General features: G+C 71.8%; 20 protein-coding genes. 7 read left to right on the forward strand and 13 right to left on the reverse strand.

Annotation, left to right across the window (positions count from 1 at the left end; all coding sequences use genetic code 11):
- Positions 1–46: 46 nt before the first annotated feature.
- Positions 47–706, forward strand: coding sequence for an RNA polymerase sigma factor (locus ACGFNN_RS12690; RefSeq protein ID WP_393555286.1), 660 nt, complete (start codon positions 47–49; stop codon positions 704–706).
- 386 nt (positions 707–1,092) lie between these two features.
- Complete coding sequence (gene rocD, locus ACGFNN_RS12695; RefSeq protein ID WP_393555288.1) at positions 1,093–2,298, forward strand: ornithine--oxo-acid transaminase; 1,206 nt, start codon at positions 1,093–1,095, stop codon at positions 2,296–2,298.
- 361 nt (positions 2,299–2,659) lie between these two features.
- Here rocD and ACGFNN_RS12700 read toward each other — a convergent pair whose 3' ends face one another.
- From ACGFNN_RS12700 to ACGFNN_RS12710, 3 genes are all read right to left on the reverse strand, one after another.
- Positions 2,660–3,847 carry a glutathionylspermidine synthase family protein gene (locus ACGFNN_RS12700; protein WP_393555289.1) on the reverse strand — a complete coding sequence of 396 codons (1,188 nt, stop codon included), beginning with the start codon at positions 3,845–3,847 and terminating at the stop codon, positions 2,660–2,662.
- 6 nt (positions 3,848–3,853) lie between these two features.
- The gene (locus ACGFNN_RS12705; protein ID WP_362538678.1) at positions 3,854–4,129 is read right to left on the reverse strand and encodes a hypothetical protein; all 276 of its coding nucleotides are present in this window, start codon (positions 4,127–4,129) and stop codon (positions 3,854–3,856) included.
- A 172-nt stretch (positions 4,130–4,301) separates the two neighbouring features.
- Positions 4,302–5,702 (reverse strand): PLP-dependent aminotransferase family protein, encoded by a 1,401-nt coding sequence (locus tag ACGFNN_RS12710; protein ID WP_393555291.1) that lies wholly within the window; start codon positions 5,700–5,702, stop codon positions 4,302–4,304.
- Between the two features lie 47 nt (positions 5,703–5,749).
- Between ACGFNN_RS12710 and ACGFNN_RS12715 the strand changes: the two genes are divergently transcribed.
- On the forward strand, positions 5,750–6,259 hold the full coding sequence (locus ACGFNN_RS12715) for a carboxymuconolactone decarboxylase family protein (protein ID WP_365093941.1): 510 nt from the start codon (positions 5,750–5,752) through the stop codon (positions 6,257–6,259).
- A gap of 225 nt (positions 6,260–6,484) precedes the next feature.
- Complete coding sequence (locus ACGFNN_RS12720; protein WP_393555293.1) at positions 6,485–7,222, forward strand: isocitrate lyase/phosphoenolpyruvate mutase family protein; 738 nt, start codon at positions 6,485–6,487, stop codon at positions 7,220–7,222.
- A 135-nt stretch (positions 7,223–7,357) separates the two neighbouring features.
- On the opposite strand, the gene ACGFNN_RS12725 is transcribed toward ACGFNN_RS12720, so the two are convergent.
- The 4 genes from ACGFNN_RS12725 to ACGFNN_RS12740 form a co-directional block, all read right to left on the reverse strand.
- The gene (locus ACGFNN_RS12725; RefSeq protein ID WP_145803900.1) at positions 7,358–8,347 is read right to left on the reverse strand and encodes a malate dehydrogenase; all 990 of its coding nucleotides are present in this window, start codon (positions 8,345–8,347) and stop codon (positions 7,358–7,360) included.
- 176 nt (positions 8,348–8,523) lie between these two features.
- Entirely contained in the window at positions 8,524–9,561 is a 1,038-nt protein-coding gene (locus ACGFNN_RS12730) for a DUF2690 domain-containing protein (RefSeq protein WP_393555295.1), read from the reverse strand.
- Positions 9,562–10,073: 512 nt separating this feature from the next.
- A complete protein-coding gene (locus tag ACGFNN_RS12735; RefSeq protein WP_393555297.1) occupies positions 10,074–10,691 on the reverse strand; it encodes a DUF3017 domain-containing protein in 618 nt (205 codons plus the stop codon).
- Between the two features lie 18 nt (positions 10,692–10,709).
- A complete protein-coding gene (locus tag ACGFNN_RS12740) occupies positions 10,710–11,588 on the reverse strand; it encodes a bifunctional methylenetetrahydrofolate dehydrogenase/methenyltetrahydrofolate cyclohydrolase (protein WP_393555299.1) in 879 nt (292 codons plus the stop codon).
- 235 nt (positions 11,589–11,823) lie between these two features.
- Here ACGFNN_RS12740 and ACGFNN_RS12745 point away from each other — a divergent pair, with 235 nt between their 5' ends.
- Positions 11,824–12,420 carry a hypothetical protein gene (locus tag ACGFNN_RS12745; RefSeq protein WP_393555301.1) on the forward strand — a complete coding sequence of 199 codons (597 nt, stop codon included), beginning with the start codon at positions 11,824–11,826 and terminating at the stop codon, positions 12,418–12,420.
- Positions 12,421–12,499: 79 nt separating this feature from the next.
- Here ACGFNN_RS12745 and ACGFNN_RS12750 read toward each other — a convergent pair whose 3' ends face one another.
- From ACGFNN_RS12750 to purN, 3 genes are all read right to left on the reverse strand, one after another.
- Positions 12,500–14,041, reverse strand: a complete 1,542-nt coding sequence (locus ACGFNN_RS12750; RefSeq protein WP_393555303.1) for a DUF2079 domain-containing protein — start codon at positions 14,039–14,041, stop codon at positions 12,500–12,502.
- Positions 14,042–14,161: 120 nt separating this feature from the next.
- The gene (gene purH, locus ACGFNN_RS12755) at positions 14,162–15,715 is read right to left on the reverse strand and encodes a bifunctional phosphoribosylaminoimidazolecarboxamide formyltransferase/IMP cyclohydrolase (protein WP_393555305.1); all 1,554 of its coding nucleotides are present in this window, start codon (positions 15,713–15,715) and stop codon (positions 14,162–14,164) included.
- Positions 15,702–16,358 (reverse strand): phosphoribosylglycinamide formyltransferase, encoded by a 657-nt coding sequence (purN, locus tag ACGFNN_RS12760; RefSeq protein WP_362538659.1) that lies wholly within the window; start codon positions 16,356–16,358, stop codon positions 15,702–15,704. The genes purH and purN overlap by 14 nt, the downstream gene beginning before the upstream one ends.
- A gap of 239 nt (positions 16,359–16,597) precedes the next feature.
- Between purN and ACGFNN_RS12765 the strand changes: the two genes are divergently transcribed.
- A complete protein-coding gene (locus tag ACGFNN_RS12765; protein ID WP_393555307.1) occupies positions 16,598–17,515 on the forward strand; it encodes a hypothetical protein in 918 nt (305 codons plus the stop codon).
- A 30-nt stretch (positions 17,516–17,545) separates the two neighbouring features.
- Here the strand turns inward: ACGFNN_RS12765 and ACGFNN_RS12770 are convergent, their stop codons facing one another.
- Positions 17,546–19,396 carry a DUF6350 family protein gene (locus ACGFNN_RS12770; protein ID WP_393556216.1) on the reverse strand — a complete coding sequence of 617 codons (1,851 nt, stop codon included), beginning with the start codon at positions 19,394–19,396 and terminating at the stop codon, positions 17,546–17,548.
- A gap of 149 nt (positions 19,397–19,545) precedes the next feature.
- On the opposite strand from ACGFNN_RS12770, the gene ACGFNN_RS12775 reads away from it, so the two are divergent.
- Positions 19,546–20,823 (forward strand): helix-turn-helix domain-containing protein, encoded by a 1,278-nt coding sequence (locus tag ACGFNN_RS12775; protein ID WP_393555309.1) that lies wholly within the window; start codon positions 19,546–19,548, stop codon positions 20,821–20,823.
- A gap of 104 nt (positions 20,824–20,927) precedes the next feature.
- Here ACGFNN_RS12775 and sucD read toward each other — a convergent pair whose 3' ends face one another.
- Positions 20,928–21,812: a succinate--CoA ligase subunit alpha gene (gene sucD / locus ACGFNN_RS12780; protein WP_356737463.1), complete on the reverse strand. Its 885-nt coding sequence runs from the start codon at positions 21,810–21,812 to the stop codon at positions 20,928–20,930.
- A gap of 21 nt (positions 21,813–21,833) precedes the next feature.
- On the reverse strand, positions 21,834–23,015 hold the full coding sequence (gene sucC, locus ACGFNN_RS12785; RefSeq protein ID WP_362538653.1) for an ADP-forming succinate--CoA ligase subunit beta: 1,182 nt from the start codon (positions 23,013–23,015) through the stop codon (positions 21,834–21,836).
- Positions 23,016–23,117 lie beyond the last annotated feature (102 nt).

Below are 23,117 nucleotides of genomic sequence, written 5' to 3' on the forward strand. Positions count from 1 at the left end.
CACGGAGACGGTCCGCCCCTTCTTGGAGAGGGGCGGCGGCGGTGCTGTGGAGCGGGCCGAAAGGCCCGCCGGGAGATCCGCCGACAGCGAGGCAGCGGTGATCACCAGGGTGCGCGCGGGCGACACGGAGGCATACGCACTGCTCGTCCGGGCCCACACCGGCGTCGCCCTGAGGACGGCGGTCGCCTTCGGGGCGGGTGCGGACGCGGAGGACGTCGTGCAGGCCGCCTTCTTCAAGGCGTACCGCGCTCTGGACGGATTCCGAGACGGCGAGCCCTTCCGGCCGTGGCTGTTACGCATCGTGATGAACGAGACGAGGAACACGGTCCGCTCGGCGGGCCGTGCGCGGGCCGCAGCCGGGCGTGAGGCCTTCTGCCGTGGGGTGGATCCGGTGATACCCGATGCGGTGGACCCGGCCGAAGCCGCCCTCGCGCGGGAGCGAAGAACTCTCCTGATCGCCGCGCTGGGCGAGCTGAGCGAGGAACAGCGCCAGGTGGTGACATGCCGCTATCTCCTGGAGATGGGTGAGGCGGAGACGGCCCGGGCTCTCGGCTGGCCACGGGGGACGGTCAAGTCCAGGCTGAACCGAGCGCTGAGGAAGCTGGAGGGGCGGCTCGACGGGCACCTGGCCCCGGAGCGGCAGGACCCGGTCGGCGGGACCGGGGAGGGCGGACCGAGCAGGCGGAGAAGAGGGGTCGTGCGATGAGCGGGTCCGAGGGCCGCGAGGCCACGGGTGGTGTCGGCCGACAGGCGGACGAGCGGCGGTCGTGGCTCCGGGCGGAGCTCATGGCGCTGGGCAGCGGTATGGAGGTGCCCGGCACCGACGGCGCGACGATGGCCGAGCGGGTCCTGGCACAGATCCTCGCGGAACCGGAACCGGAGCCTGAGCCGAAGCAGGAGCCCGGTCCTGGGCCGGAGCCGCGTGAGGAGCCTGTCGGCCGCGCGGCGGCCGGCACCCCCACGGCGCCGGTTACCGGCTCCGTGGCCTCAGGCCGGGGCGCGCCACGCGGCCAAGGTTTCCGTGTAGTGAATCCGACCGACGATACAAAGTGGGCACACCCCCGCCCACGCCGCACGACGAACGGAGATCCCGTGTCGACCACGGAAACCGCCATCGCCTCCGCCGAGGCGCACAGCGCGCACAACTACCACCCGTTGCCCGTCGTCGTCGCCACGGCGGACGGCGCCTGGATGACCGACGTCGAGGGGCGCCGCTACCTCGACATGCTCGCCGGGTACTCGGCGCTCAACTTCGGACATTGCAACCGGCGCCTGATCGACGCGGCCAAGGCGCAGCTCGAGCGCGTGACTCTGACCTCGCGCGCCTTCCACCACGACCGGTTCGCCGAATTCTGCGGCCGGCTGGCCGAGCTCTGCGGCATGGAGATGGTCCTCCCCATGAACACCGGGGCCGAGGCGGTGGAGACGGCGGTGAAGACGGCCCGCAAGTGGGGCTACCGCGTCAAGGGGGTCCCGGACGGGATGGCGAAGATCATCGTGGCCGCGGACAACTTCCACGGGCGGACGACGACGATCGTCAGCTTCTCCACGGACCCGGAGGCCAGGGCGGACTACGGCCCGTACACACCGGGGTTCGAGATCGTGCCGTACGGGGATCTCACCGCCCTCGCCGAGGCGATGACGGAGAACACCGTCGCGGTACTCATGGAGCCGATCCAGGGCGAGGCCGGGGTCCTGGTCCCGCCGCCGGGTTACCTCGCCGGGGTACGGGAGATGACCCGCGAGCGGAACGTCCTGTTCATCGCGGACGAGGTCCAGTCCGGTCTGGGCCGCACCGGCCGGACCTTCGCGTGCGAGCACGAGGGCGTCGTGCCCGACATGTACGTGCTGGGCAAGGCGCTGGGCGGTGGTGTGGTTCCGGTGTCCGCCGTCGTGTCCTCGGCCGCCGTGCTCGGCGTCCACAGGCCGGGTGAGCACGGATCGACCTTCGGCGGCAACCCTCTGGCCTGCGCGGTCGCCCTGGAAGTGATCGCGATGCTCCGTACCGGGGAGTACCAGCAGCGTGCGGCGGAGCTGGGAGACCACCTCCACCACGAGCTGGGACTGCTGGCCGGCGGCGGTGCGGTGGAGGCTGTGCGAGGCCGGGGTCTCTGGGCCGGGGTCGACATCGCCCCGGCGCTCGGAACCGGCCGGGAGATCTCGGAGAAGCTGTTGGACCGGGGGGTGCTGGTGAAGGACACCCACGGCTCCACCATCCGGATCGCCCCGCCGCTGGTGATCAGTAAGGAGGACCTGGACTGGGGCCTGGAACAGCTCCGGGGTGTGCTGGCCGGCTGAGGCCGGGCGGAGGAAGCGGCCCTGGCGGACTCGGGCCCGAGCCGACGGGCCCGGGCTCGCCAGGACCGACGGGCTGGGGCTCGGGATCGTCAGGACCGGCCCGGGCTCGCCAGGGCTGGGGCTAGCCGAACAAGGCTCGTCAGGACTGGCCGGAAGGCTCGTCCTGACGCGACAGGGGCCCTCGGGGTCAGCCGCCCTGCCAGGTCGGCCGACCTGCGGCCTCTCCGGTTGTCCTGCCGGGGTGTGTTGCCGTGCGGGGCGCCGCCCTGCCGGGTCGCGCCCTACCGGGTCGCTGCTCTGCCTACCGGCTCGCCGCCCCTGCTGCCCCTGCTGCCCCTGCTGCCCCTGCTGCCCCTGCTGCTCAAAGGATGACGTGCGGCAGGAAACGGGCGTACTCGTCCGTGACCAGACCTGCCGATTCCCGGATGCCGAGTCCGGCGGACTCGTCCTCGACGACCCAGGCACCGAGCACCACTCGGTTGCCGTCGAAGTCAGGCAGCGGCGCCAGTTCCTGGTAGCAGACCGGCTCGTCGCGCGTCTGCGGGGCACTGCCCGGCTCATGGACCGTGACCCCGGCGCCCTCACGGCCGAGCAGCGGTTTGGCGACGTAACCGGCCCCGTCGGGCCCCGCGAGCTCACGCGGACCGTCGAGGTACGCGGGGAGGAGGTTGGGGTGGCCGGGGTACAGCTCCCAGAGGACGGCCAGCAGCGCCTTGTTGGAGAGGAGCATCTTCCAGGCGGGTTCGATCCAGCAGGTACTACCCGTGCCACCGCCGTTGTCGAGGGTGTCCAGGACGTGCGGTCCGAATCGGTCGGTGGCCAGCCACTCCCAGGGGTAGAGCTTGAAGCAGCTGCGGATGAAGCGGAGCTTCTCGTCGACGAAGCGCCCGGACAGCCTGTCCCAGCCGATCCGTTCGACGGAGAGCGCCTCTGTCTCGATCCCGGCCTGTGCCGCGGTCTCCCGCAGATAGGCGACCGTCATCAGGTCCTCACCCAGCTCGTCGCCGTCCGAGTGGGCGAAGTGCAGGGGGCCCGGCGGCAGCAGGGGAGCCTGGCGCTTCCAGGCGTCGACGAGACGCTCGTGAAGAGAGTTCCACTGGTCCGCCCCGGGGAAGCGGTCCTCCATCCAGAACCACTGCGGACTGGCGGCCTCCACCAGGGACGTGGGGGTGTCCGCGTTGTACTCCAGCATCTTCGCCGGCCCGTTCCCGTCGTACCGCAGATCGAACCTGCCGTACAAGGACGGGAGTTCGGCGCGACGGCGCCAGGACTCGGCGACCAGGCGGGCCAGCCGGGGGTCGGTGATGCCGAGATCGGCGAAGCGGTCGTGCTCGACGATGTGGGCGGCTGCCGCCAGGCACATCGTATGGAGCTCCTCCACGACCTCCTCCAGCGCCTCGACCTCGGGCAGGGAGAAGACGTAATAGGCGCTCTCGTCCCAGTACGGGCGCAGAGACCCGTCCGGGTATCGGGTCAGCGGGTAGATCAGCCCTTGTTCCTCGACCGTCTCCTGCCATCCGGGGCGCGGCTGAGTGGCGCGGCGTTCCATGGGGTCTCAGCCGCCGCTGGAGCCGGAGGAGCCGAACCCGTGACGCTCGACGGCGGACTTGTCGTAGCTTCCACCGGAGACGCGGTTGTTGTGGCTGCTTCCGCCGTAGTAGTAGCGGCCGGAGCCGTTGCTGTCGTCGCACTCGTAGCTCGGCAGGATCTCGTGGGTCACCGGATCCACGCACCGCCGGTCCGGTTCGGAGCTGCACGCGGTGAGCGTCGCAGCGAGCACACCCATACCGCCGAGCACGACCGTGCTCGACCTCAGCTTGCGCCTGTCCATGTTCTGTTCTCCCCCGTCACGTTCGTGGGCCCGTGTCCGTCCGCCCGGCCGTCCGCCTAGCCGCGAACCGCCAGTCACATTAGATGCATGGCCCCGTCGACTGAAAGCCGGTGCTCACGATCCGCAGCGCATATACGGACATGCCCCGCTCTGGTCGCAGGAGACCGAGCGGTCACGGGAGCACACGGCAGAGCGCCTCCAGCGCGCTCGCCCAGCCGCTCTCCGACGGAGTGCCGTAGCCGACGACCAGTCCGTCGGGGACGGGGTCCGCGCCGGGGTGACGGAAGCGGGTCAGCCTCTCCAGCGCCAGCCCTTGCCAGGTGGCTGCCTGGACCACCGACTGCTCGGTTCCCTCGGGAAGTTCGACCACGGCGTGCAGTCCGGCGGCGATTCCGCTCACCCGGACGTCAGGCGCTCGCTCGGCGAGCTCCCCGACGAGCTGGTCGCGACGGCGCCGGTAGCGCAGTCTCATCGCACGCACATGCCGGTCGTACGCCCCTGAGCGCATGAACTCCGCGAGGGTCAGCTGGTCCGGCACGGCGGACATCCAGTCGAAGCCCCCCTTCGCCTCACAGACCTCCGCCACCAGCCCTTCCGGCAGCACCATCCAGGCGAGCCTGAGCCCCGGCGCCAGCGACTTGCTGGCCGTGCCCATGTAGACGACCCGTTCCGGGTCGAGCCCCTGGAGTGCGCCCACCGGCTGGCGGTCGTAGCGGAACTCGCCGTCGTAGTCGTCCTCCAGGATCAGACCGCCTGAGGATCGCGCCCAGTCCACCGCCGCGGCGCGCCGGTCGGGATGGAGCGGAACCCCGGTGGGGAACTGGTGGGCCGGGGTCAGCAGGACCGCTCCCACGCCCGGCGTGTCCTGGAGTGCGCCGGTTCTGGCGCCGAGCCGGTCCACCGGGATGCAGGGGGTGCCGAGGCCCTCCTCGGCCAGGAGGTTCCAGTGGATGTCCAGCCCGTAGGACTCGACGGCCGTCCCACGCACCCCGTGTCGCCGCAGGACCTTCCCCATCAGTGTGAGCCCGTGGACGAACCCGGAACAGACGATGATGCGTTCAGGATCGGCGTAGACCCCGCGTGCCCGTGCCAGGTAGTCCGCGAGCGCCGTCCGTAGCTCGATCCGCCCCCTCGGGTCGTCGTATCCGAAGGCCGCGTCGGGGGCTGCCACGAGGGCACGCCTGGCCGCCTTGATCCATTCGGCACGCGGGAACGCGGAGAGGTCCGGGGAGCCCGGCATCAGGTTGTGGGCCGGCCGCCGTCGCACCGGCCTGGTCCTCGGGGACCGGCTCGCGGCCCCCGGAGCTGCGGCGCGCTGGGCCACCCTGGTACCGGATCCCTGCCGCGCGGTGAGCCAGCCCTCCGCCACGAGTTCGGCATAGGCGTCGGCGACGGTGTTGCGCGCGATCCCGAGATCCGCGGCAAGCGTCCGCGAGGAGGGCAGTCGGGTTCCCGGTGTCAGACGACCGGTGCGAACCGCCTCCCGCAGCGCGTGCATCAGCCCGCTGCGCAGGCCGGCACCGACCGGTTCGATATGGAGGTCGGCACCGAAAGCGGCCCAGGAATCAGTCATGGAAATGGACCATACCGGTGCGCCACCTGGCGACTAGCGTCGTCCTCATGACGACGCACACACATCACACGCCCAGCTCCAACGCCCCCGAGCACCCCGCCCGTCTGCAGTGGGCAACGCTCGCCCCCGAGGTCTACAAGGCGATGGTCCGGCTCGACGCCGCGGCACGTAAGGGACTCGACCCGACGCTTCTCGAACTGGTGAAGATCCGCGCCTCGCAGCTCAACCACTGCGCCTTCTGCCTCGACATGCACTCGAAGGACGCGCTCGCGGCGGGCGAGTCGGTCGAACGGATCGTCCAGCTCAGCGCCTGGGAGGAGTCGCAGCACTTCTACACGGAGAAGGAGCTCGCCGCGATCGAACTCACCGAGGCGGTCACCGTCCTCACCGACGGCTTCGTGCCGGACGAGGTCTACGCGAAGGCCGCCAAGCACTTCGAGGAGGCCGAGCTGGCCCAGCTGATCGCCGCGATCACGGTGATCAACGCCTGGAACCGCTTCGGTGTGACCGCGCGGCTGACCCCGGGGCACTACACGCCCGGCGACATCAAGCACTGAGGGCCGTGCCACAGGCGTGTCGGTCACGAGCGTCGCCGGCACCGTCCGGTCCCGGCCTACGCGTCCGGGCCCTGCACCCGGCACCAGCCCCGCCGCCGACGGGGCCCGGTCCCGTCGGCGGGGCAGCCCGGTCTCCGGCCCGGCCTCGGCGCCGGGCCTTCCGGCAGGACAGCCCGGCGCCCGCCGAGACCGTCAGATCCTCGACGCCCCTCACCAGGAGTCCCGATGAACGACCCCGTGTCCGTGTTCCGCGCCCTGCACCACGGCCGCGCTCCGGGTGATCCGCTCGTCCTGCCGGGCCCCTGGGACGCCGCCGCTGCCCGCGCGTTCGAGGACGCCGGTTTTCCCGCCCTGGCCACGCCCAGCGCGGGCATCGCCGCCGCCCTCGGCCATGCCGACGGCCGGACGCCCTCCGCGGAGATGTTCGCCGCGGTGGCACGCGTCGTGCGGGCTGTGTCGGTCCCAGTGTCCGCCGACGTCGAGGACGGGTACGGGCTCGCTCCGGAGGAACTCGTCGACCGCCTCCTCGAAGCCGGGGCGGTCGGCTGCAATCTCGAAGACTCCACCGGCGGGGTGCTCGTGGACCCCTTGCTGCATGCCGAACGGCTCGCCGGGGTGCGCGCGGCGGCAGGCGACCGGCTCTTCGTCAACGCCCGGGTGGACACGTACATCCACGGCGACCCGGGAGCGACCGACGTGATCACGGAGACGGTGGAGCGGGCTCGCCTCTACGCGGAGGCGGGCGCGGACTGCGTCTACCCGATCATGGCCCCCGAGGCCGCGCTGCCCCGCCTCGCGGCGTCCGTACCGGTCCCGCTCAACGCCCTCGGCATGCCGGACGGCCCGGCCTCCGCCCGCCGTCTCGGCCGCCTCGGCGCGTCACGGATCACCTTCGGGCCCCGGTTGCAGCAGCGGGCGACGGACGCGGTGCGCGACCTCGCCGCCCGGCTGCTCGGCCCCTGAGGGCTCTCACGTACGAGGGCGCCCCCCGCGGCTGTGTGCCGACGGGGGGCGCCCTCGTACGCGAGCCGAGTCCGGGGACCGCCGCGGGTGCGGCCGGATCCGGGTGTTCAGCTCACGGGATGCGGCGAGGCCGAATCAGATCAGGCCGAGCTCGCGAACGGCGTCGCGCTCCTCGGTGAGCTCCTTCACCGAGGCGTCGATACGCGCACGGGAGAACTCGTTGATGTCCAGGCCCTGGACGATCTCGTACTTGCCGTCCTTCGTGGTGACCGGGAAGGAGGAGATGATTCCCTCGGGGACTCCGTAGGAGCCGTCCGACGGGATACCCATCGAGGTCCAGTCGCCCTCGGCGGTGCCGTTGACCCAGGTGTGCACGTGGTCGATGGCGGCGTTGGCGGCCGAGGCGGCGGAGGACGCGCCACGGGCCTCGATGATCGCGGCGCCGCGCTTGGCGACGGTCGGGATGAAGGTGTCGGCCAGCCACGCCTCGTCGTTGACGACCTCGGCGGCGTTCTTGCCGGCGATCTCCGCGTGGAAGATGTCCGGGTACTGGGTCGCCGAGTGGTTGCCCCAGATCGTCAGCCGCTTGATGTCGGAGACGGCGGCACCGGTCTTGGCGGCCAGCTGCGAGATCGCGCGGTTGTGGTCCAGGCGGGTCATCGCGGTGAAGCGCTCGGCCGGTACGTCCGGGGCGGCGGCCTGCGCGATGAGGGCGTTGGTGTTCGCCGGGTTGCCGACGACGAGGACCTTGATGTCGTCCGCGGCGTTGTCGTTGATCGCCTTGCCCTGCGGCTTGAAGATGCCGCCGTTGGCGGAGAGCAGGTCGCCGCGCTCCATGCCCTTCGTGCGCGGGCGGGCGCCGACCAGGAGGGCGACGTTGGCGCCGGCGAAACCGACGTTCGGGTCGTCCGTGATCTCGATGTTGCGCAGCAGCGGGAAGGCGCAGTCGTCGAGCTCCATGGCGGTGCCCTCGGCGGCCTTGAGGCCCTGCGGGATCTCGAGGAGTCGCAGGTTGACCGGCACATCCGGGCCGAGCAGGTGGCCGGAGGCGATGCGGAAGAGCAGCGCGTAGCCGATCTGGCCGGCTGCGCCGGTCACGGTGACATTCACGGGAGTGCGGGTCATGGCGATCTCCGTTAGACAGCTGGCGGTGGGGGTTCCTGCCCCTGGTGCGGGATACCTCTGAATCTTGATGTGAAGAGATATCCAGCGGTCAGGCTATCCGACCCTCGTGCTCAGGGCCGCCCACCCCCCTGTGGGACCGCACACACCCGGTTACGCAGCGCAGCCGGTCCGCCGTCTCACTCCGGTGCGGTGCAGCCCGTGACCCCGGAGACGAGGGTGGCGCAGGCCTCCGCCTCCGAGACCTCCCGCACCGCCACCATCGGGGTGTGCGCGGCGGCTTCGGCCTCCACCGTGCCGTCCTGCCTCGAACGGCCCGCGGCGATCCGTACGGTGTCGCCCGGGGACGCCTCCGTGATCCGGGCCCACGCGGCTCGGCAGACACGGCTGTAACGGACCTCGACGAGGCTGCCGCCGACCGGAGCGCTGGCGACCGTGCCGGCAGAACGGCCGCCGCAGCCCATGGCCTCGGGATCCCGCCCGGTGCACCCGGCCGCCGTACAGCCGGCGCCCGAGGCGGGCGGGGGCGCGGTGATGACGGGGCGCGGGACTCCGGCGGCGGAGGGACCGGTGCCGGCGCCGTCGCCCCGGCCGTACGACAGCACCACCGCCGCCACCAGCAGGAGCGCACCGGCCAGTGTCCCCACCGCCAGGAGTCCCTTCCGGCGGCCGGCACCGAGGGGCCTTCGCCCGGCACCCGCCGCATTGGCGCCGTCGGTGCTTCCGGCGCCCGGGCCCGGCGCGGATGCCCGGGTCCGCCACCGCGGGACCGTCGTGTCCGCGGCCCGCGGGGCGGCACCGTTCAGGGCGGGTGCGGGCGGCTGCGGGTCGGAGCCGGCCTCGCCCTCCGGGCCGACGGCGACGGGGGTCGCGGGATCGTCCGCCGCGGGCCGGGTGACAGGGGGCCTCGGGGGCAATCCCGCGTCCACGGGGGCCGCGCGCGCCCGGGAGTCCCTGATGGCCTCCATCGTCATCTCATGGCGCGCCTCGGAGCGGCTCCAGGCCCTCTCGGCCGGCTCCCACAGGGCGGCGAGGTGCTGGTGCGGTGTTCCGGTCACCTCCGCGAGCGCGACGACCGCGCCCTTGGGCGCCAGCAGTCGGCCGCCGAGATACCGCTCCCATGACGCCCTGCTGTAGCCGGTACGGTCGGCGACCGCGGCGGCGCTGAGACCCGCGTGGTCCACCAGCACACGTAATCGCTGCACGAACTCCCGCACGGGTGGATCGAGTTCGTCCGGTAACGCCTTCCAACGAGCCACTGCATCCCCCCGGTCCGGCCACGGTCGGCCCCGCAGACCGCACTACCCAGAAAGAGGCACGCGCGCACGGGCATCCGGAATCCGTTTCGGGCGACGCCGGTCAGGAAGGCGGGAAGGGGCGGGCCGTGCCGTCGCCCCGAGGTGGCACGCGGAGGGGCGTCCCGTCCGTTGCGCAATGATCACACCATGCCGGAATGGTCACCTCCGTGCCACAGGGGCAGGGTGGACCTTGAACCCGGCACCTCATGTCCATGACGCTTGGTTCCAGGACAGGGCAAGGCCGCTCAAGTCACCGCATTCCGGTGCTTCTTGCACCGGCACCTGTCCGGTGTCCGTCCCTTCTCGGGGGAGGGGACGGACACCACTCGTCCACGGAGCCCGGATCGCGGGCACCAGCGGCGCGGGACGGCCGGAACGCCCCTCGTCCACCCGGCTCACTGCGCCGCCCGCGGCCGCGGGGTCGTGTCCGGCTAGCGGATCGTGAAGTGGACGACGTCCTGCAGGATCGGGACGTTGAGCCACGGACCGGGCTGCGCCATCAGCGCCAACAGCACGATCAGGGTTCCCATCAGCCCGTAGGTGACCAGGTCGGTGAACCTGGACCGTACGGCGAGCATGCCGACGGACGGGACCACCCAGCGCAGCACCGCACCGCCGAGCAGCGCGACGCCGATGAGTATCGCGCCGATCCTGAACGCCTGGTCGAAGGCGTCGGTCCCCACGATCAGCAGTCCCAGGCCGGCGGTGCAAAGCACCGAGAGCAGTGGCCACTGCCGTGCGGGGGCGGGGGCGTCACCGGGTGCCGCACGACCGCCGCCCTCGGGGCGCGCGGTGTCACGCGTCAGCGAGAGGCGACGTGACGGCGCCCAGCTCGAACCACTGCCTCCGGCCGTCGCCCCGGGCTCCCCGCCGGGAGCGGCGGCGACGGACTCCCCCGCCGGCTCCGCCCCGGACACCTCCGGCTTCCCCACCGGCCCGGCCTGCCCGCCCGCGTGCGTGGCGTCCGCGTCCTCACCGTTCGCGTGCGTGGCGTCCACGTCCGCACCGTCCGCGTTCCTGCCGCCCGCGGGACTCGTACCAGCGCCCATGACCTTCTCCGGTCCGGGTCAGCCGGCGGACACGGCGGACGCCTCGGCGGCAGCGCGTTCGGCCGCCTCCACGACGTTGACCAGCAGCTGCGCCCGGGTCATGGGGCCGACACCACCCGGGTTCGGCGCCACCCAGGCGGCCACCTCGGTGACACCGGGGTGCACGTCTCCGACGATCTTGCCGTTCTCGTCGCGGCTGACGCCGACGTCCAGCACGGCCGCGCCGGGCTTCACGTCCTCCGGCTTGATCAGGTGGGGCACACCCGCGGCGGCGACGATGATGTCGGCCTGCCTGAGGTGGGCCGAGAGGTCACGGGTGCCGGTGTGGCACTGGGTGACCGTGGCGTTCTCGGACCGGCGCGTCAGCAGCAGCGGCAGGGGGCGGCCGATGGTGACACCGCGGCCGACGACGACCACATGGGCGCCGTTGATCTCGACGCCGTGGCGGCGCAGCAGCGTGACGACGCCCTGGGGGGTGCACGGGAGCGGGCCGGCCTCGTTCAGCACGAGCCTGCCGAGGTTCGTCGGGTGCAGCCCGTCCGCGTCCTTCGCCGGGTCCATCAGCTCCAGGATGCGGTTGGTGTCGATGCCCTTGGGCAGCGGCAGCTGCACGATGTAACCCGTGCACTCCGGGTTGGCGTTGAGCTCCCGTACGACCTCCTCGATGTCCTCCTGGGTGGCGGTGTCGGGGAGTTCACGCTGGATGGAGCCCATGCCGACCTGTGCGCAGTCGCGGTGCTTGCCGTTCACGTACCAGCGGCTGCCCGGGTCGTCCCCGACGAGCAGGGTTCCCAGGCCTGGGGTGATGCCCTGTGCCTTGAGGGCCGCCACGCGGACGGTCAGGTCGGACTTGATCGCAGCTGCGGTGGCCTTGCCATCGAGAATCTGGGCAGTCATGGCACCCATCCTCGCGGATGACCCCGCCCGCATACCAATTCCGGCTTGCCACGTGGACGCGAGATTGCACTTGCACAACGCCTTGGACAATCCGCTGGACAAGAAGCGGACGTCACTAGGACGATTGGGCCCGCATCACCGCGGACAGTGTCGGGGGGACCACCGTTCTGATTGCACACGATTCCTCCGCGCGGGCCGCGTCGTCCCCGCATTTTCGCAACGGAGGAATCTCGCCATGAGCTTCGGCGACCCCAACAACCCCTACGGCCAGCAGCAGCAGGGCGGGCAGCCGGGCTACGGCTACCCCCAGCAGGCGCCCCAGGGCGTTCCCCAGCAGGGCTACGGCTACCCGCAGGCACCTCCGGTCCCGGGCGGCTACGGCTACCCGGGCGGGCCGGAGAGCATGCCGGGCGGAGTGAAGGCCGCCCGCATCATGCTCTACGTCCTCGGCGGTTTCCAGGTCATCGGCGCCATCGTGATGATCGTCGGGGGCGCCTGGCTGAGCGATCAGCTCTCCGACGCCGAGTCCTCCTACGGCTCGTCCAGCAGCCAGGACGTGGCCAACCTCAGCATGGGCATCTTCGTCGTCCTCGGCATCGTGACCCTCGGGATCGCGCTCTGGGCGATCCTGACCGCCGCCAAGTTCTCCTCCGGAGGCAACGGCATCCGCATCTCGGCGATCGTCTACGGCTCGTTCGTCACGCTGTTCAGCGTCATCAGCCTGCTGACGACGAACATCTTCGCCCTCATCAGCATCGCGCTGGGCATCATGGTCATCGTGTTCTGCGCCAAGCAGGACGGCGCCCAGTGGTTCCAGCGTCCGCGCCACTGACGCAGTGCGCTGAGGCCACCTCCGGACGCGGGGTACGAACGAAGGCCGCTACACCCGCTCATCCGCGGGTGTGCGGCCTTCAGCCCTTTCCGGGCACGGGCGTGGTCCGCTCCATGACGACGAAGGACCCCGCCCGGCGGGTGACCCGGTACTTCGCCTCCGGGTGCAGCTGCTCGGCGTACTTCACCGGGTCGTCGATCGGCCGCGACCAGCCGAAGTCCAGATTGATCGCGACGACGTCGGGGGCGGTGCCCGGGGCCCCGCCCACCCAGTAGACCGTGCGGTCCCCGGTGAGGTGCGCCATCAGCGTGATGTCCGTCTCCACGCGCGAACCCACCGGGATGGCGTCGAGGGCCTGCTCGGCGGCCTGGGTACGGGCGTCCGTGCGGTAGGTCTCGGGGCGCAGGAGTTCGCGCAGGGGAAGGTGCTGGGTGAGGGCGATCGCGACGGCGGCCGCCATGGGGACGGCGACGTTCGCGTAGGCGACGAGCCAGCCGCGCTTCGATCCCTGGCTGCGGCGGACGCCGTCGGCCATGGCCAGGAAGACCACCGGCATCAGGATCGCGCTGTAGTGCCAGACCATGCCCCAGTGGTTGGAGTCCTGGGAGAGCAGACGCCATCCGAGCGTGGGCAGCACGAGGAGGACCAGGGGTGAGCGGAGCGCCATGAAGGCCGTGATCCCGACGAGGAAGACCAGCATCTCCAGCTTGACCTCGGAGTTGAACACGCCGAGTACGGAGTCGAGCAGGGAGACCTCCTGGCCTCCGTTCTCGTCGATCTTCTTCCAGTAGTCGTACGTGCCCGCGCTGCTGGCCGCGGGTATGAGCACCAGCACGGTCAGGGCGAAGGCGAACACCCCGAAGGCCGCCAGCAGGAAGCCCTGGACCCGGCGCCCGTACAGCGCGAGCAGCACGCCCACGAGCGCCACGGTGACCCCGAGGTCCTCCTTGACCAGGACCAGCGGAAGCGACCAGAGGACGACGGCCCGCCACCGCTCCATGAGCAGGGCGCGGCAGACCAGGGCCAGCAGCGGGACGGCGAGGGCTATCTCGTGGAAGTCGGCCTTCACCGCTTCCTGGAGGCCCCAGGAGAGCCCGTACGCGACGGTGACGCAGAGACCGGAGCGGCCGCCCAGCATCTGCTGCACGGTGCGGCCGACGACGACGGCGGAGGCGGCGAAGAGCGCGGCCTGCGCGAACAGCAGGGCGACCGCGGAGGGCCAGATCCAGTAGAGCGGGACGAGCAGGGCGACCAGCGGGCTGAAGTGGTCGCCGAGTATGAGGAAGCCGGGGCCCTTGATGTCGACGACCGGGGCGTCGAAGCCGGCGTAGGCCCGCACCTCCTGCTCGAAGATCCCCAGGTCCCAGGAGGGCGACTCGAAGTGGCTGAAGCGCAGGTACCCGTAGAGGAAGTAGAGCGCGCACAGCACGGCCGCCGCGATCAGGTACGGGCGCAGGGGCGCCGGATGCTCCATGCCCCCGGCCGTCCCGGACGCCTGGTCCTCAGGCGCCTCGGTCTCGCTGTGGTTCAGGTCAAGCACGATGCCCCCGCAACGGAATCCCTCGGTGGTCTCTGCCGGTCGTACCCGTCCCACCCGCCTGGGGCCGACAGGGCCATTCATTAGAACAGAGGAACGACCGGTTTCCGTACGCCGGTAGACACCGCGCACCCGTTCCGGAACGCACCGCAGGCCGCACCCGGGCGGGTGCGGCCTGCGGTGGTACGCCGGGAACCGGAAGCGTCAGTGGAAGAAGTGGCGCGTACCGGTGAAGTACATGGTCACGCCGGCCTTCTTCGCGGCCTCGACGACCAGCTCGTCACGGACGGACCCGCCCGGCTGGGCGACGGCCTTGATGCCGGCGGCGGTCAGGATCTCCAGACCGTCGGGGAAGGGGAAGAAGGCGTCGGACGCGGCGTACGAACCCCGGGCCCGCTCCTCGCCGGCCCGCTCGACGGCCAGCTTGGCGGAGTCGACACGGTTGACCTGGCCCATGCCCACGCCCACCGAGGCGCCGTCCTTGGCGAGCAGGATGGCGTTCGACTTCACCGCGCGGCTCGCCTTCCAGGCGAAGGCGAGCTCCCTGAGCTCCTCCGCGGAGAGCGCCTCGCCGGTGGCGAGGGTCCAGTTGGCCGGGTCGTCGCCGTCGGCCTGGAGGCGGTCGGCGACCTGGAGCAGCGCGCCGCCGTCGATCGGCTTCACCTCGAGCGCGGCGGCCGGCGCCTCGGGGCAGCGCAGCACCCGGATGTTCTTCTTGCGGGCGAGGATCTCGACCGCGCCGTCCTCGTACGCCGGGGCGACGATGACCTCGGTGAAGATCTCCGCGACCTGCTCGGCCATCTCGACGGTCACCGGACGGTTGACGGCGATGACACCGCCGAACGCGGAGAGCGGGTCGCAGGCGTGCGCGTTGCGGTGCGCCGTCGCCACGTCGTCGGCGATGGCGATGCCGCACGGGTTCGCGTGCTTGATGATCGCGACACACGGCTCGTCGTGGTCGTAAGCGGCGCGACGGGCGGCGTCGGTGTCCGTGTAGTTGTTGTAGGACATCTCCTTGCCATGCAGCTGCTCGGCCTCCGCGAGACCGCCCTCGCCGGAGGTGTACAGCGCGGCCGGCTGGTGCGGGTTCTCGCCGTAGCGCAGGACGTTCGTGCGCGCGTAGGTGTCACCGAGGAACTCGGGCAGGCCCGAGTCGTCGGCGGCCGCGTAGTCGTCCGCGAACCAGGAGGCGACGGCCACGTCGTAGGCGGCGGTGTGCTGGAAGGCCTCGGCCGCGAGCCGCTTGCGGGCGGTCAGGTCGAATCCGCCGTCCTTGACCGCGGCGAGGACGTCGGCGTAACGCTCCGGGCTGGTGACGACCGCCACGGACGGGTGGTTCTTGGCGGCGGCGCGGACCATCGACGGGCCGCCGATGTCGATCTGCTCGACGCACTCGTCGTCGGAGGCGCCGGAGGCGACGGTCGCCTTGAAGGGGTAGAGGTTGACGACCACGAGGTCGAAGGGCTCCACACCCAGCTCGGCGAGCTGCTCGCGGTGGGCGTCCAGTCGCAGGTCGGCGAGGATGCCGGCGTGGACGCGGGGGTGCAGCGTCTTGACGCGCCCGTCCAGGCACTCGGGGAAGCCGGTGAGCTCCTCGACCTTGCTGACCGGCACGCCGGCGGCCGCGATCTTCCCGGCGGTGGAGCCGGTGGACACCAGCTCGACACCCGCCTCGTGCAGACCGCGGGCGAGGTCTTCGAGCCCCGTCTTGTCGTAGACACTGACCAGGGCGCGGCGGATGGGCTTATTCACCGACATGACCGAGATGAACCTTTCGTCCCTCAATGCGATAGCCGTCACGGGCGAGACGCCCCACGGCCTCGACGAGCAGCTTGCGCTCGACTTCCTTGATGCGTTCGTGGAGGGCGGCTTCGCCCTCCTCCGTTCCCTCTTCGGTCACCTCGACCACGCCCTGCGCGATGATCGGACCGGTGTCGACGCCGTCGTCGACGAAGTGGACGGTGCACCCGGTCACCTTCACGCCGTACGCGAGCGCGTCGCGAACTCCGTGGGCACCGGGAAAGCTGGGGAGCAGGGCGGGGTGGGTGTTGACGACCCGGCCGCCGAACCGTGCGAGGAAGTGCTTGCCCACGATCTTCATGAAGCCCGCCGACACGACGAGGTCCGGCCGGTGCTCGGCCACCGCGGCGGTCAGCGCCTCGTCCCACGCGTCACGGCTCTCGTACTCGCCGACCTTGCACACGAAGGTGGGGAGCCCGGCGCGCTCGGCGCGCTCGGCGCCGAGGGTGCCGTGGCGGTCTGCGCCGACCGCGACGATCCGGGCTCCGTACCCCTCGGGATCGTCACCGATCGCGTCGAGGAGCGCCTGGAGATTCGTGCCCGATCCGGAGACCAGTACGACCACACGGGCGGGAGCGGCGGAGAGGGGCGGGGAGGCCACGGCAGGGCCCTTTCTCGCGTGATGGAGCGGGTACGCGATGTACAGGAGGTGCGTTTGTATGGTCGTACGAAAGCAGTCCGTCCCGTGATACGGGGAACTCTACGAACGGTCCGACCGTCAGCAACGATACCGGCACACCCGGCGGCCCCCACGGGACGGGGGCGCGACCGGGAGGTAGCGTCTGGGGACAGGGAACCGCCCCCGGGCGGAAATGACGAGATGGGGAAGACGTTCACCACATGCCGGACCGCCTCCGCACCGCCCTTGGCCACCCGCTGCCCGAGCGGGCATCCACGCTGATGCGGGAACGCCAGTCCTCATCGCCGGAATCCTCGTCGGGCTCGGGCTCGGGCTCCCCGTCAGGCTCCGACTCCTCCCGGGCATCCGGGTCCACCTCCGGGCCGTCGGGCCGACGCGGGTCCTCGTCCGGCCCGTCCGAAGACAACCCCTTCGCGGCACCGCCCGAGGACCGGCCCGACCAGCCGTGGCAGCCCCGCCATCCCTCTCACACGCCGGGAAACCAGGGCGACGGCGGCAACGGTGACGGCAGGGACGACCGCCCCGTCTGGGGCGGCGGGTGGAGCGACCAGCAGCCCGGCCGCCAGAGCGGCGGCTTCGGCGGCCGTCCGGGCGGCACGGGGCAGGGCGGCCAGGGCGGCGGCCCCGAGGGAAATCCCGGTGGTCTGCGCTGGGACCCGACCGACCCCGTCCAGCGCCGCGCCCGCTACGCGGTGCTCGGCGGCATGTGGGCGTTCTTCTTCGCCCTTTTCGACCTCCCCGAGATCGCGATGCTCCTGGGCGCGCTCTCCGTGTACTGGGCGATCAGTTCGCTCCGTGGCGCTCCCCAGAAGCCCCGGACCACCGACGCCGCGCCGGCCGCGACCTCCGGCGCCCCTGACCGCCCCGCCACTCCCCCGGCGGCCGGCCATGCACCCGCAGCCCCTCAGGTCAGCAAGCGCCAGCAGACGACGGCGGCCGTCAGCGGCCTGGTGACAGCCCTGCTGGCGCTGGCGATCGTGGCCACCGGTTACACGGTCCAGCTGGTCTACCGCGACTACTACACCTGCGTGAACGACGCCCTGACCAAGACCGGCGCCCTCTCCTGCAACGACAAGCTGCCCGACCCGCTGGAGCCCTTCTTCGGCGTCCGGAAGTAACCTCCGGGCACAGCTGTACGGGTACGGCCCTTACGGAGAGGCCTCTCGACCGGGTTCCTGATGCTCCTCGGCATCCGGAACCCGGTCGTCCTGCTTTTCCGGGGCACCCTTCGGCCCTGTCCCCTCCGGCCCGCCGCCTTCCGGGGCCGACGAGGAGGACGCCTCGGGGGCGGCCGGGGTACCGGTGTCCCCGGCAGCCGCGCGGGAGGTACCGGGCACCGGCGCCGGCCCGGCCGCACCGGAAGGTACGACGACGTCCACGGGCTCGGCGGGCCCGGTGCGCTCAGCCGGCCTCGCGGGCGCCACCGTCTTCGCGGGCGCGGCCGTCTTCGCGCCCCCCGCTGCCTTCGCGGGCTCGGGGAGGGGCCGGGATACCGGATGCGCGGGGAACCCGGCCATGAGTCCGCCCGAGTTCTTCTTGAGCGCCGCCCAACGCGCCTCCCGGGCCCCTTCCCCGTGCCACGGGTCGGCCGCCAGGAAGTCGTACGCCTCGGCCTCCTCACCCATCGGCCCGATCCCCACCACGGGCCGCTCCGTGTTTCCGCCCTGGTCCGGGTCGGCCGTGCGGTCCGGCAGCGGTACCGCTTCCGACGGCGCCAGGTCGCCGGCGGCCCTCTCCCATCGCCACCCCCACCGGTGCTCCCGCAGCCGCCACGCCCTGAGGAGCAGCGCTGCCGGCACACCGATGACTGCCGTCCATCCGGCCGCGGCCGGACCCACCAGCCACCACACGGGGCCGAATTCCGCCAGCGCCCCGTTGCCCATGGGTCCGCCCGAAGCCGCGGCCAGCACCGCCGCACCCACTCCCGTACCGAGGGCCGCCAGCCCCGCGACCAGCGCGGTCCGCCCCTGACTCCACGCCTCCTCGCGCGCGTCGGGCGCCGGGGCCGCGCCGCGCGAGACGAACCGGGCGACCGTGAGACCGGCCACGACGGGAATCGCGACGGCGGCCCAGTTCGCCCCGGTGCCGGCTCCGTGGGAGGGCACAGCGGCGAGCAGCGGGAAGTCGGGGAGGGCGGGGGGCCCGGTGAAGGCGAGCGGGTTCGCCGTCGACGCCGAGCCGAGGGCGAACCCCGGCCCGAGGCCGTACGCGGCGCCCCACATCGCCGCGTTCGGCACCAGGGCCGCCGCCAGCAGAAGCACGGAGATCCGGCCGGACCAGTCGTCGGCCAGGCCGAGGAACGACTCCCTGGCCGCCCCCGAATGCCACGCCAGCGCCACGGCGACGACCAGCGCTCCACCGCCGAGCAGCGTCAGCACACCCGCCGCGGCCGACCTCACGGTCACCGCCGCCCCCGATCTGAACCGCGGCCGGGCGGCGGCCTCCTGAAGCCTCAACGGCGCCCACACCAGCAGCGGGGCGAAGGTGTGCCCGCGCGCCGCCCACACACCCGACGCGGCGGCACCGGTCACCACGAACGAGAGCGGGAAGCCGACGGTGGCACGGTCCGCGGGCAGCGCGCCGCCCTGCGCGTACGCCACCGAGGCCAGCGCCACCAGCAGATATCCGGCACTCACCGCGCAGAACGCCCCGATCGCCGACCGGGTGCCCGCGGCCTCCGTGTCGGGCTCCGCGGAGTCCCGGCCCGCCCGGTGCAGCAGCCACGCGGGGAGCGCGACGAGCAGCAGCGGAACGGTCGCCACGGGGACGGGATGTCCGCCCACCGTGTCCGCCCTGACCAGCTCGGCGCCATGGGCGAGCAGCCAGAGGCCGGTCGCCACGTGCAGCGCCCCGCCGGGCCCGCTGTCGGGGTAGGGGGAGGTGATCCACAGCAGCATGACCAGGACTGCCAGCGCCCCGAGGCCGAGCCCCGCCGCGAGCACCCCTCGCACGAAGGCGGAGGCCAGTGCGGTGGTCCTGCTCCGCTCAGCCGGCAACATCGGGCTGCACTCGGTCACTTGGGTCACTCCGCCATGCTGCCAACGACACGCGCCAATTTCGTGTAACGGGCCAACAGCCGCTGTGTCGCCCAATATATGTTTATGTACTTTTTCACCCATTGCGGTGCCCCAGGGAACGGAGGCAGGAGATGACGCGGCGCACCACCGGCCCGGTCCCCGCCACCCCGCTGCCTCCCCCGAAGGAGCGCCGCAGGCTGCGCGAGGCCAGAGCACTGAGTGAGGAACAGGTGGCGTCGGCCGTGGGGGTCAGACCCGCGACCGTCCGCGCCTGGGAGGCTGGGCGCACCGACCCCCGGGGCCGGCGCCGCGACGCCTACGCCAGGCTGATCGGCTGCGCCGGGGACGGCGTCGCGCCCCGGTCGCAGGAGGAGCCCGACACGAGCGGACCGACACCCCCCGGGCCCACCGGCACCGCGCCCGGCACCGCGTCGGACGCGCACACGGGCGGCACGGCCGACGTACCGGACCCGGTCGGTGCGGCGGACACCGGCACGGAAGCCGGCGGCGTCGCCCTGGACACCCGCATCGACGACGAGGACGGCTCCCCGCCCGACGGACCACCGGGCGTCCCCCGGTCCCGGCAGGCTCTCACCGCCGAGACCGCGTTCGACGCCCTGTACGACCGCACCGCGTCCGGTCTGACGCGCCAGATGTATCTGCTGACGGGCCGCCGGAAACTCTCACGGGAAGCCGTCGAGCACGCCTTCCGTGTCGCCTGGCAGCGCTGGCCGGAGGTGGCCACGGACCGCGACCCCGCAGGCTGGGTCCGCGCGGCCTCCTACGCATACGCGATGTCACCCTGGCACGGGTGGCGCCGGTCCCACCGCCGGCCCGACCCGCCGCCTCAGGACCCGGCGCGGCAGGCGCTGCTCGGCACTCTGCTCGCGCTGCCCCCCGTGAACCGTCGCACCCTGCTGCTCCACGACGGAGTGGGGCTCGGCCTGCCGGAGACGGCCGCCGAGACCGAGGCCAGCACGCTCGCCGCTGCGAGCCGGCTGCTGAACGCACGGGCCGCCGTCACCGACGTGTTCCCGGAGCTGGGCCGTGCGACCGATCCCGCGGCACGGACCGCGCTGTTCCAGGAGCGGCTCGGGGCGCTCGCGCTGACCGAGCACGTGCCCGATCCTCCGCCCGCACCCTCGGTACGCAGGGGGAGCGAGCGTGTCGCGGAACTCTGGACGCGGGCCGCGATCTGCTTCGGCGTCCTGCTGATCGGGGCCACCGGCTTCACGCTGCACACGGCGCCCACGCATTACGAGCAGCCGCTCTCACCTCCCCACCGGGTGGGCGGAGTTCCGCCTCTGAGCGGGCCGGAGCGGCTGACGCCTCAGGATCTGAAGCTGCAGAAGTCCCTGCGGGAGAAGCTCGTGCACGGCCCGGAACGCCTGGTCCCGCAGATCCCCTGACGGGCACCCTGGCAGGAACGTGAACGGCGCGGGCCCTCGCCCTGTCACAAGGACAGAGGGAGGGCCCGCGCCGTTCACGCGATGCGGCCGTGAATCCTGCGGCGTCAGCCGCCCAGGATCTCGCGCGCCAGCTTGGCGGTCTCGGTCGGCGTCTTGCCGACCTTCACGCCGGCGGCCTCGAGGGCCTCCTTCTTGGCGGCGGCGGTGCCCGACGAGCCGGAGACGATGGCGCCGGCGTGGCCCATGGTCTTGCCCTCCGGGGCGGTGAAGCCCGCGACGTAGCCGACGACCGGCTTCGTGACGTTCTTCGCGATGTAGTCGGCGGCACGCTCCTCGGCGTCGCCACCGATCTCACCGATCATCACGATGAGGTCGGTCTCGGGGTCCGCCTCGAACGCCGCGAGGGCGTCGATGTGCGTGGTGCCGATGACCGGGTCGCCACCGATGCCGACGGCGGACGAGAAGCCGATGTCGCGGAGCTCGTACATCATCTGGTAGGTCAGCGTGCCCGACTTGGACACGAGACCGATGCGGCCGGGCTTGGTGATGTCGCCCGGGATGATGCCGGCGTTGGACTGGCCGGGGGTGATCAGGCCGGGGCAGTTCGGACCGATGATCCGGGTCTTGTTGCCCTTCGAGCCGGCGTACGCCCAGAAGGCGGCCGAGTCGTGGACCGCGATGCCCTCGGTGATCACGACGGCCAGCGGGATCTCGGCGTCGATCGCCTCGACGACGGCGGCCTTCGCGAAGGCCGGCGGCACGAAGAGGACGGACACGTCGGCGCCGGTCTTCTCCATCGCCTCGGCGACGGAACCGAACACGGGTACCTCGGTGCCGTCGAAGTCGACGGAGGTGCCCGCCTTGCGCGGGTTCACGCCACCGACGATGTTGGTGCCGTCGGCCAGCATGAGCTTGGTGTGCTTCATGCCCGTGGCGCCGGTCATCCCCTGGACGATGACCTTGCTGTCCTTGGTGAGGAAGATAGCCATGGTGTTGGAGTCCCTCGTCCCTTACTTCGCAGCCGCGGCGAGCTCGGCGGCCTTGTCGGCCGCGCCGTCCATGGTGTCCACACGCTGAACGAGCGGGTGGTTGGCGTCGGAGAGGATCTTGCGACCCAGCTCCGCGTTGTTGCCGTCGAGGCGCACGACCAGCGGCTTGGTGACGTCCTCGCCCTTGGACTTGAGGAGCTCCAGGGCCTGGACGATGCCGTTGGCGACCTCGTCGCAGGCGGTGATCCCGCCGAAGACGTTGACGAAGACGGACTTGACGTCCGAGTCGCCGAGGATGATCTCGAGGCCGTTCGCCATGACCTCTGCGGAGGCGCCGCCACCGATGTCGAGGAAGTTGGCGGGCTTCACGTTGCCGTGCTTCTCACCGGCGTACGCGACGACGTCCAGGGTCGACATGACCAGACCGGCACCGTTACCGATGATGCCGACCTCGCCCTCGAGCTTGACGTAGTTGAGGTTCTTGGCCTTGGCGGCGGCCTCGAGGGGGTTGGCGGCTGCCTTGTCCTCGAGCTCCTCGTGGCCGGGCTGACGGAAGTCGGCGTTCTCGTCGAGAGACACCTTGCCGTCCAGGGCCAGGATGCGGCCGTCCTTGGTCTTCACCAGCGGGTTGACCTCGACGAGGAGCGCGTCCTCGGCGACGAAGGTGTCCCACAGGGTCACCATGGCCTCGGCGACACCCTCGGCCACATCGGCGGGGAACTTCGCCTGGGCGACGATCTCGCGGGCCTTGGCGATGTCGACGCCGTCGACGGCGTTGACCGGGACCTTCGCGAGGGCCTCGGGGGTCTTCTCCGCGACCTCCTCGATGTCCATGCCGCCCTGCACCGACGCCATGGCGAGGAAGGTGCGGTTGGTGCGGTCGAGGAGGTACGAGACGTAGTACTCCGCCTCGATCTCCGGGGACAGCTCGGCGATCATCACCTTGTGGACCGTGTGGCCCTTGATGTCCATGCCGAGGATGTCGGTCGCGCGTGCGACCGCCTCGTCGGCGTCCGCCGCCAGCTTCACGCCGCCGGCCTTGCCGCGGCCGCCGACCTTCACCTGCGCCTTGACGACGGACTTGCCGCCCAGCCGCTCGGTCGCCTCGCGGGCTGCCTCAGGCGTGTCGATGACTTCACCGGCCAGCACCGGTACACCGTGCTTGGCGAAGAGGTCCCTCGCCTGGTACTCGAACAGGTCCACGCGCGTCCGTCCCTTTTAGTGGTCTCGCGGTTCGTTTTCTGCGTGGGCGTGCCGCGAGGGCAACGTGACTGCGCGGTCACAGGGGAGGCGCACACGGTGACC

This window comes from Streptomyces sp. NPDC048590, from assembly GCF_043199535.1.
Taxonomy (GTDB): Bacteria; Actinomycetota; Actinomycetes; order Streptomycetales; family Streptomycetaceae; genus Streptomyces.

Coding starts and splice junctions, on each gene's coding strand:
- ACGFNN_RS12770 (WP_393556216.1), bottom strand. CDS start 19,396: ATGTTGCCGGCTGAGCGGAGCAGGACCACCGCACTGGCCTCCGCCTTC.
- ACGFNN_RS12750 (WP_393555303.1), bottom strand. CDS start 14,041: ATGAATGGCCCTGTCGGCCCCAGGCGGGTGGGACGGGTACGACCGGCA.
- ACGFNN_RS12775 (WP_393555309.1), top strand. CDS start 19,546: ATGACGCGGCGCACCACCGGCCCGGTCCCCGCCACCCCGCTGCCTCCC.
- ACGFNN_RS12725 (WP_145803900.1), bottom strand. CDS start 8,347: ATGACCCGCACTCCCGTGAATGTCACCGTGACCGGCGCAGCCGGCCAG.
- ACGFNN_RS12700 (WP_393555289.1), bottom strand. CDS start 3,847: ATGGAACGCCGCGCCACTCAGCCGCGCCCCGGATGGCAGGAGACGGTC.
- ACGFNN_RS12740 (WP_393555299.1), bottom strand. CDS start 11,588: ATGACTGCCCAGATTCTCGATGGCAAGGCCACCGCAGCTGCGATCAAG.
- ACGFNN_RS12735 (WP_393555297.1), bottom strand. CDS start 10,691: ATGGGCGCTGGTACGAGTCCCGCGGGCGGCAGGAACGCGGACGGTGCG.
- ACGFNN_RS12715 (WP_365093941.1), top strand. CDS start 5,750: ATGACGACGCACACACATCACACGCCCAGCTCCAACGCCCCCGAGCAC.
- ACGFNN_RS12745 (WP_393555301.1), top strand. CDS start 11,824: ATGAGCTTCGGCGACCCCAACAACCCCTACGGCCAGCAGCAGCAGGGC.
- purH (WP_393555305.1), bottom strand. CDS start 15,715: ATGTCGGTGAATAAGCCCATCCGCCGCGCCCTGGTCAGTGTCTACGAC.
- ACGFNN_RS12710 (WP_393555291.1), bottom strand. CDS start 5,702: ATGACTGATTCCTGGGCCGCTTTCGGTGCCGACCTCCATATCGAACCG.
- ACGFNN_RS12720 (WP_393555293.1), top strand. CDS start 6,485: ATGAACGACCCCGTGTCCGTGTTCCGCGCCCTGCACCACGGCCGCGCT.
- ACGFNN_RS12765 (WP_393555307.1), top strand. CDS start 16,598: ATGCCGGACCGCCTCCGCACCGCCCTTGGCCACCCGCTGCCCGAGCGG.
- ACGFNN_RS12705 (WP_362538678.1), bottom strand. CDS start 4,129: ATGGACAGGCGCAAGCTGAGGTCGAGCACGGTCGTGCTCGGCGGTATG.
- sucD (WP_356737463.1), bottom strand. CDS start 21,812: ATGGCTATCTTCCTCACCAAGGACAGCAAGGTCATCGTCCAGGGGATG.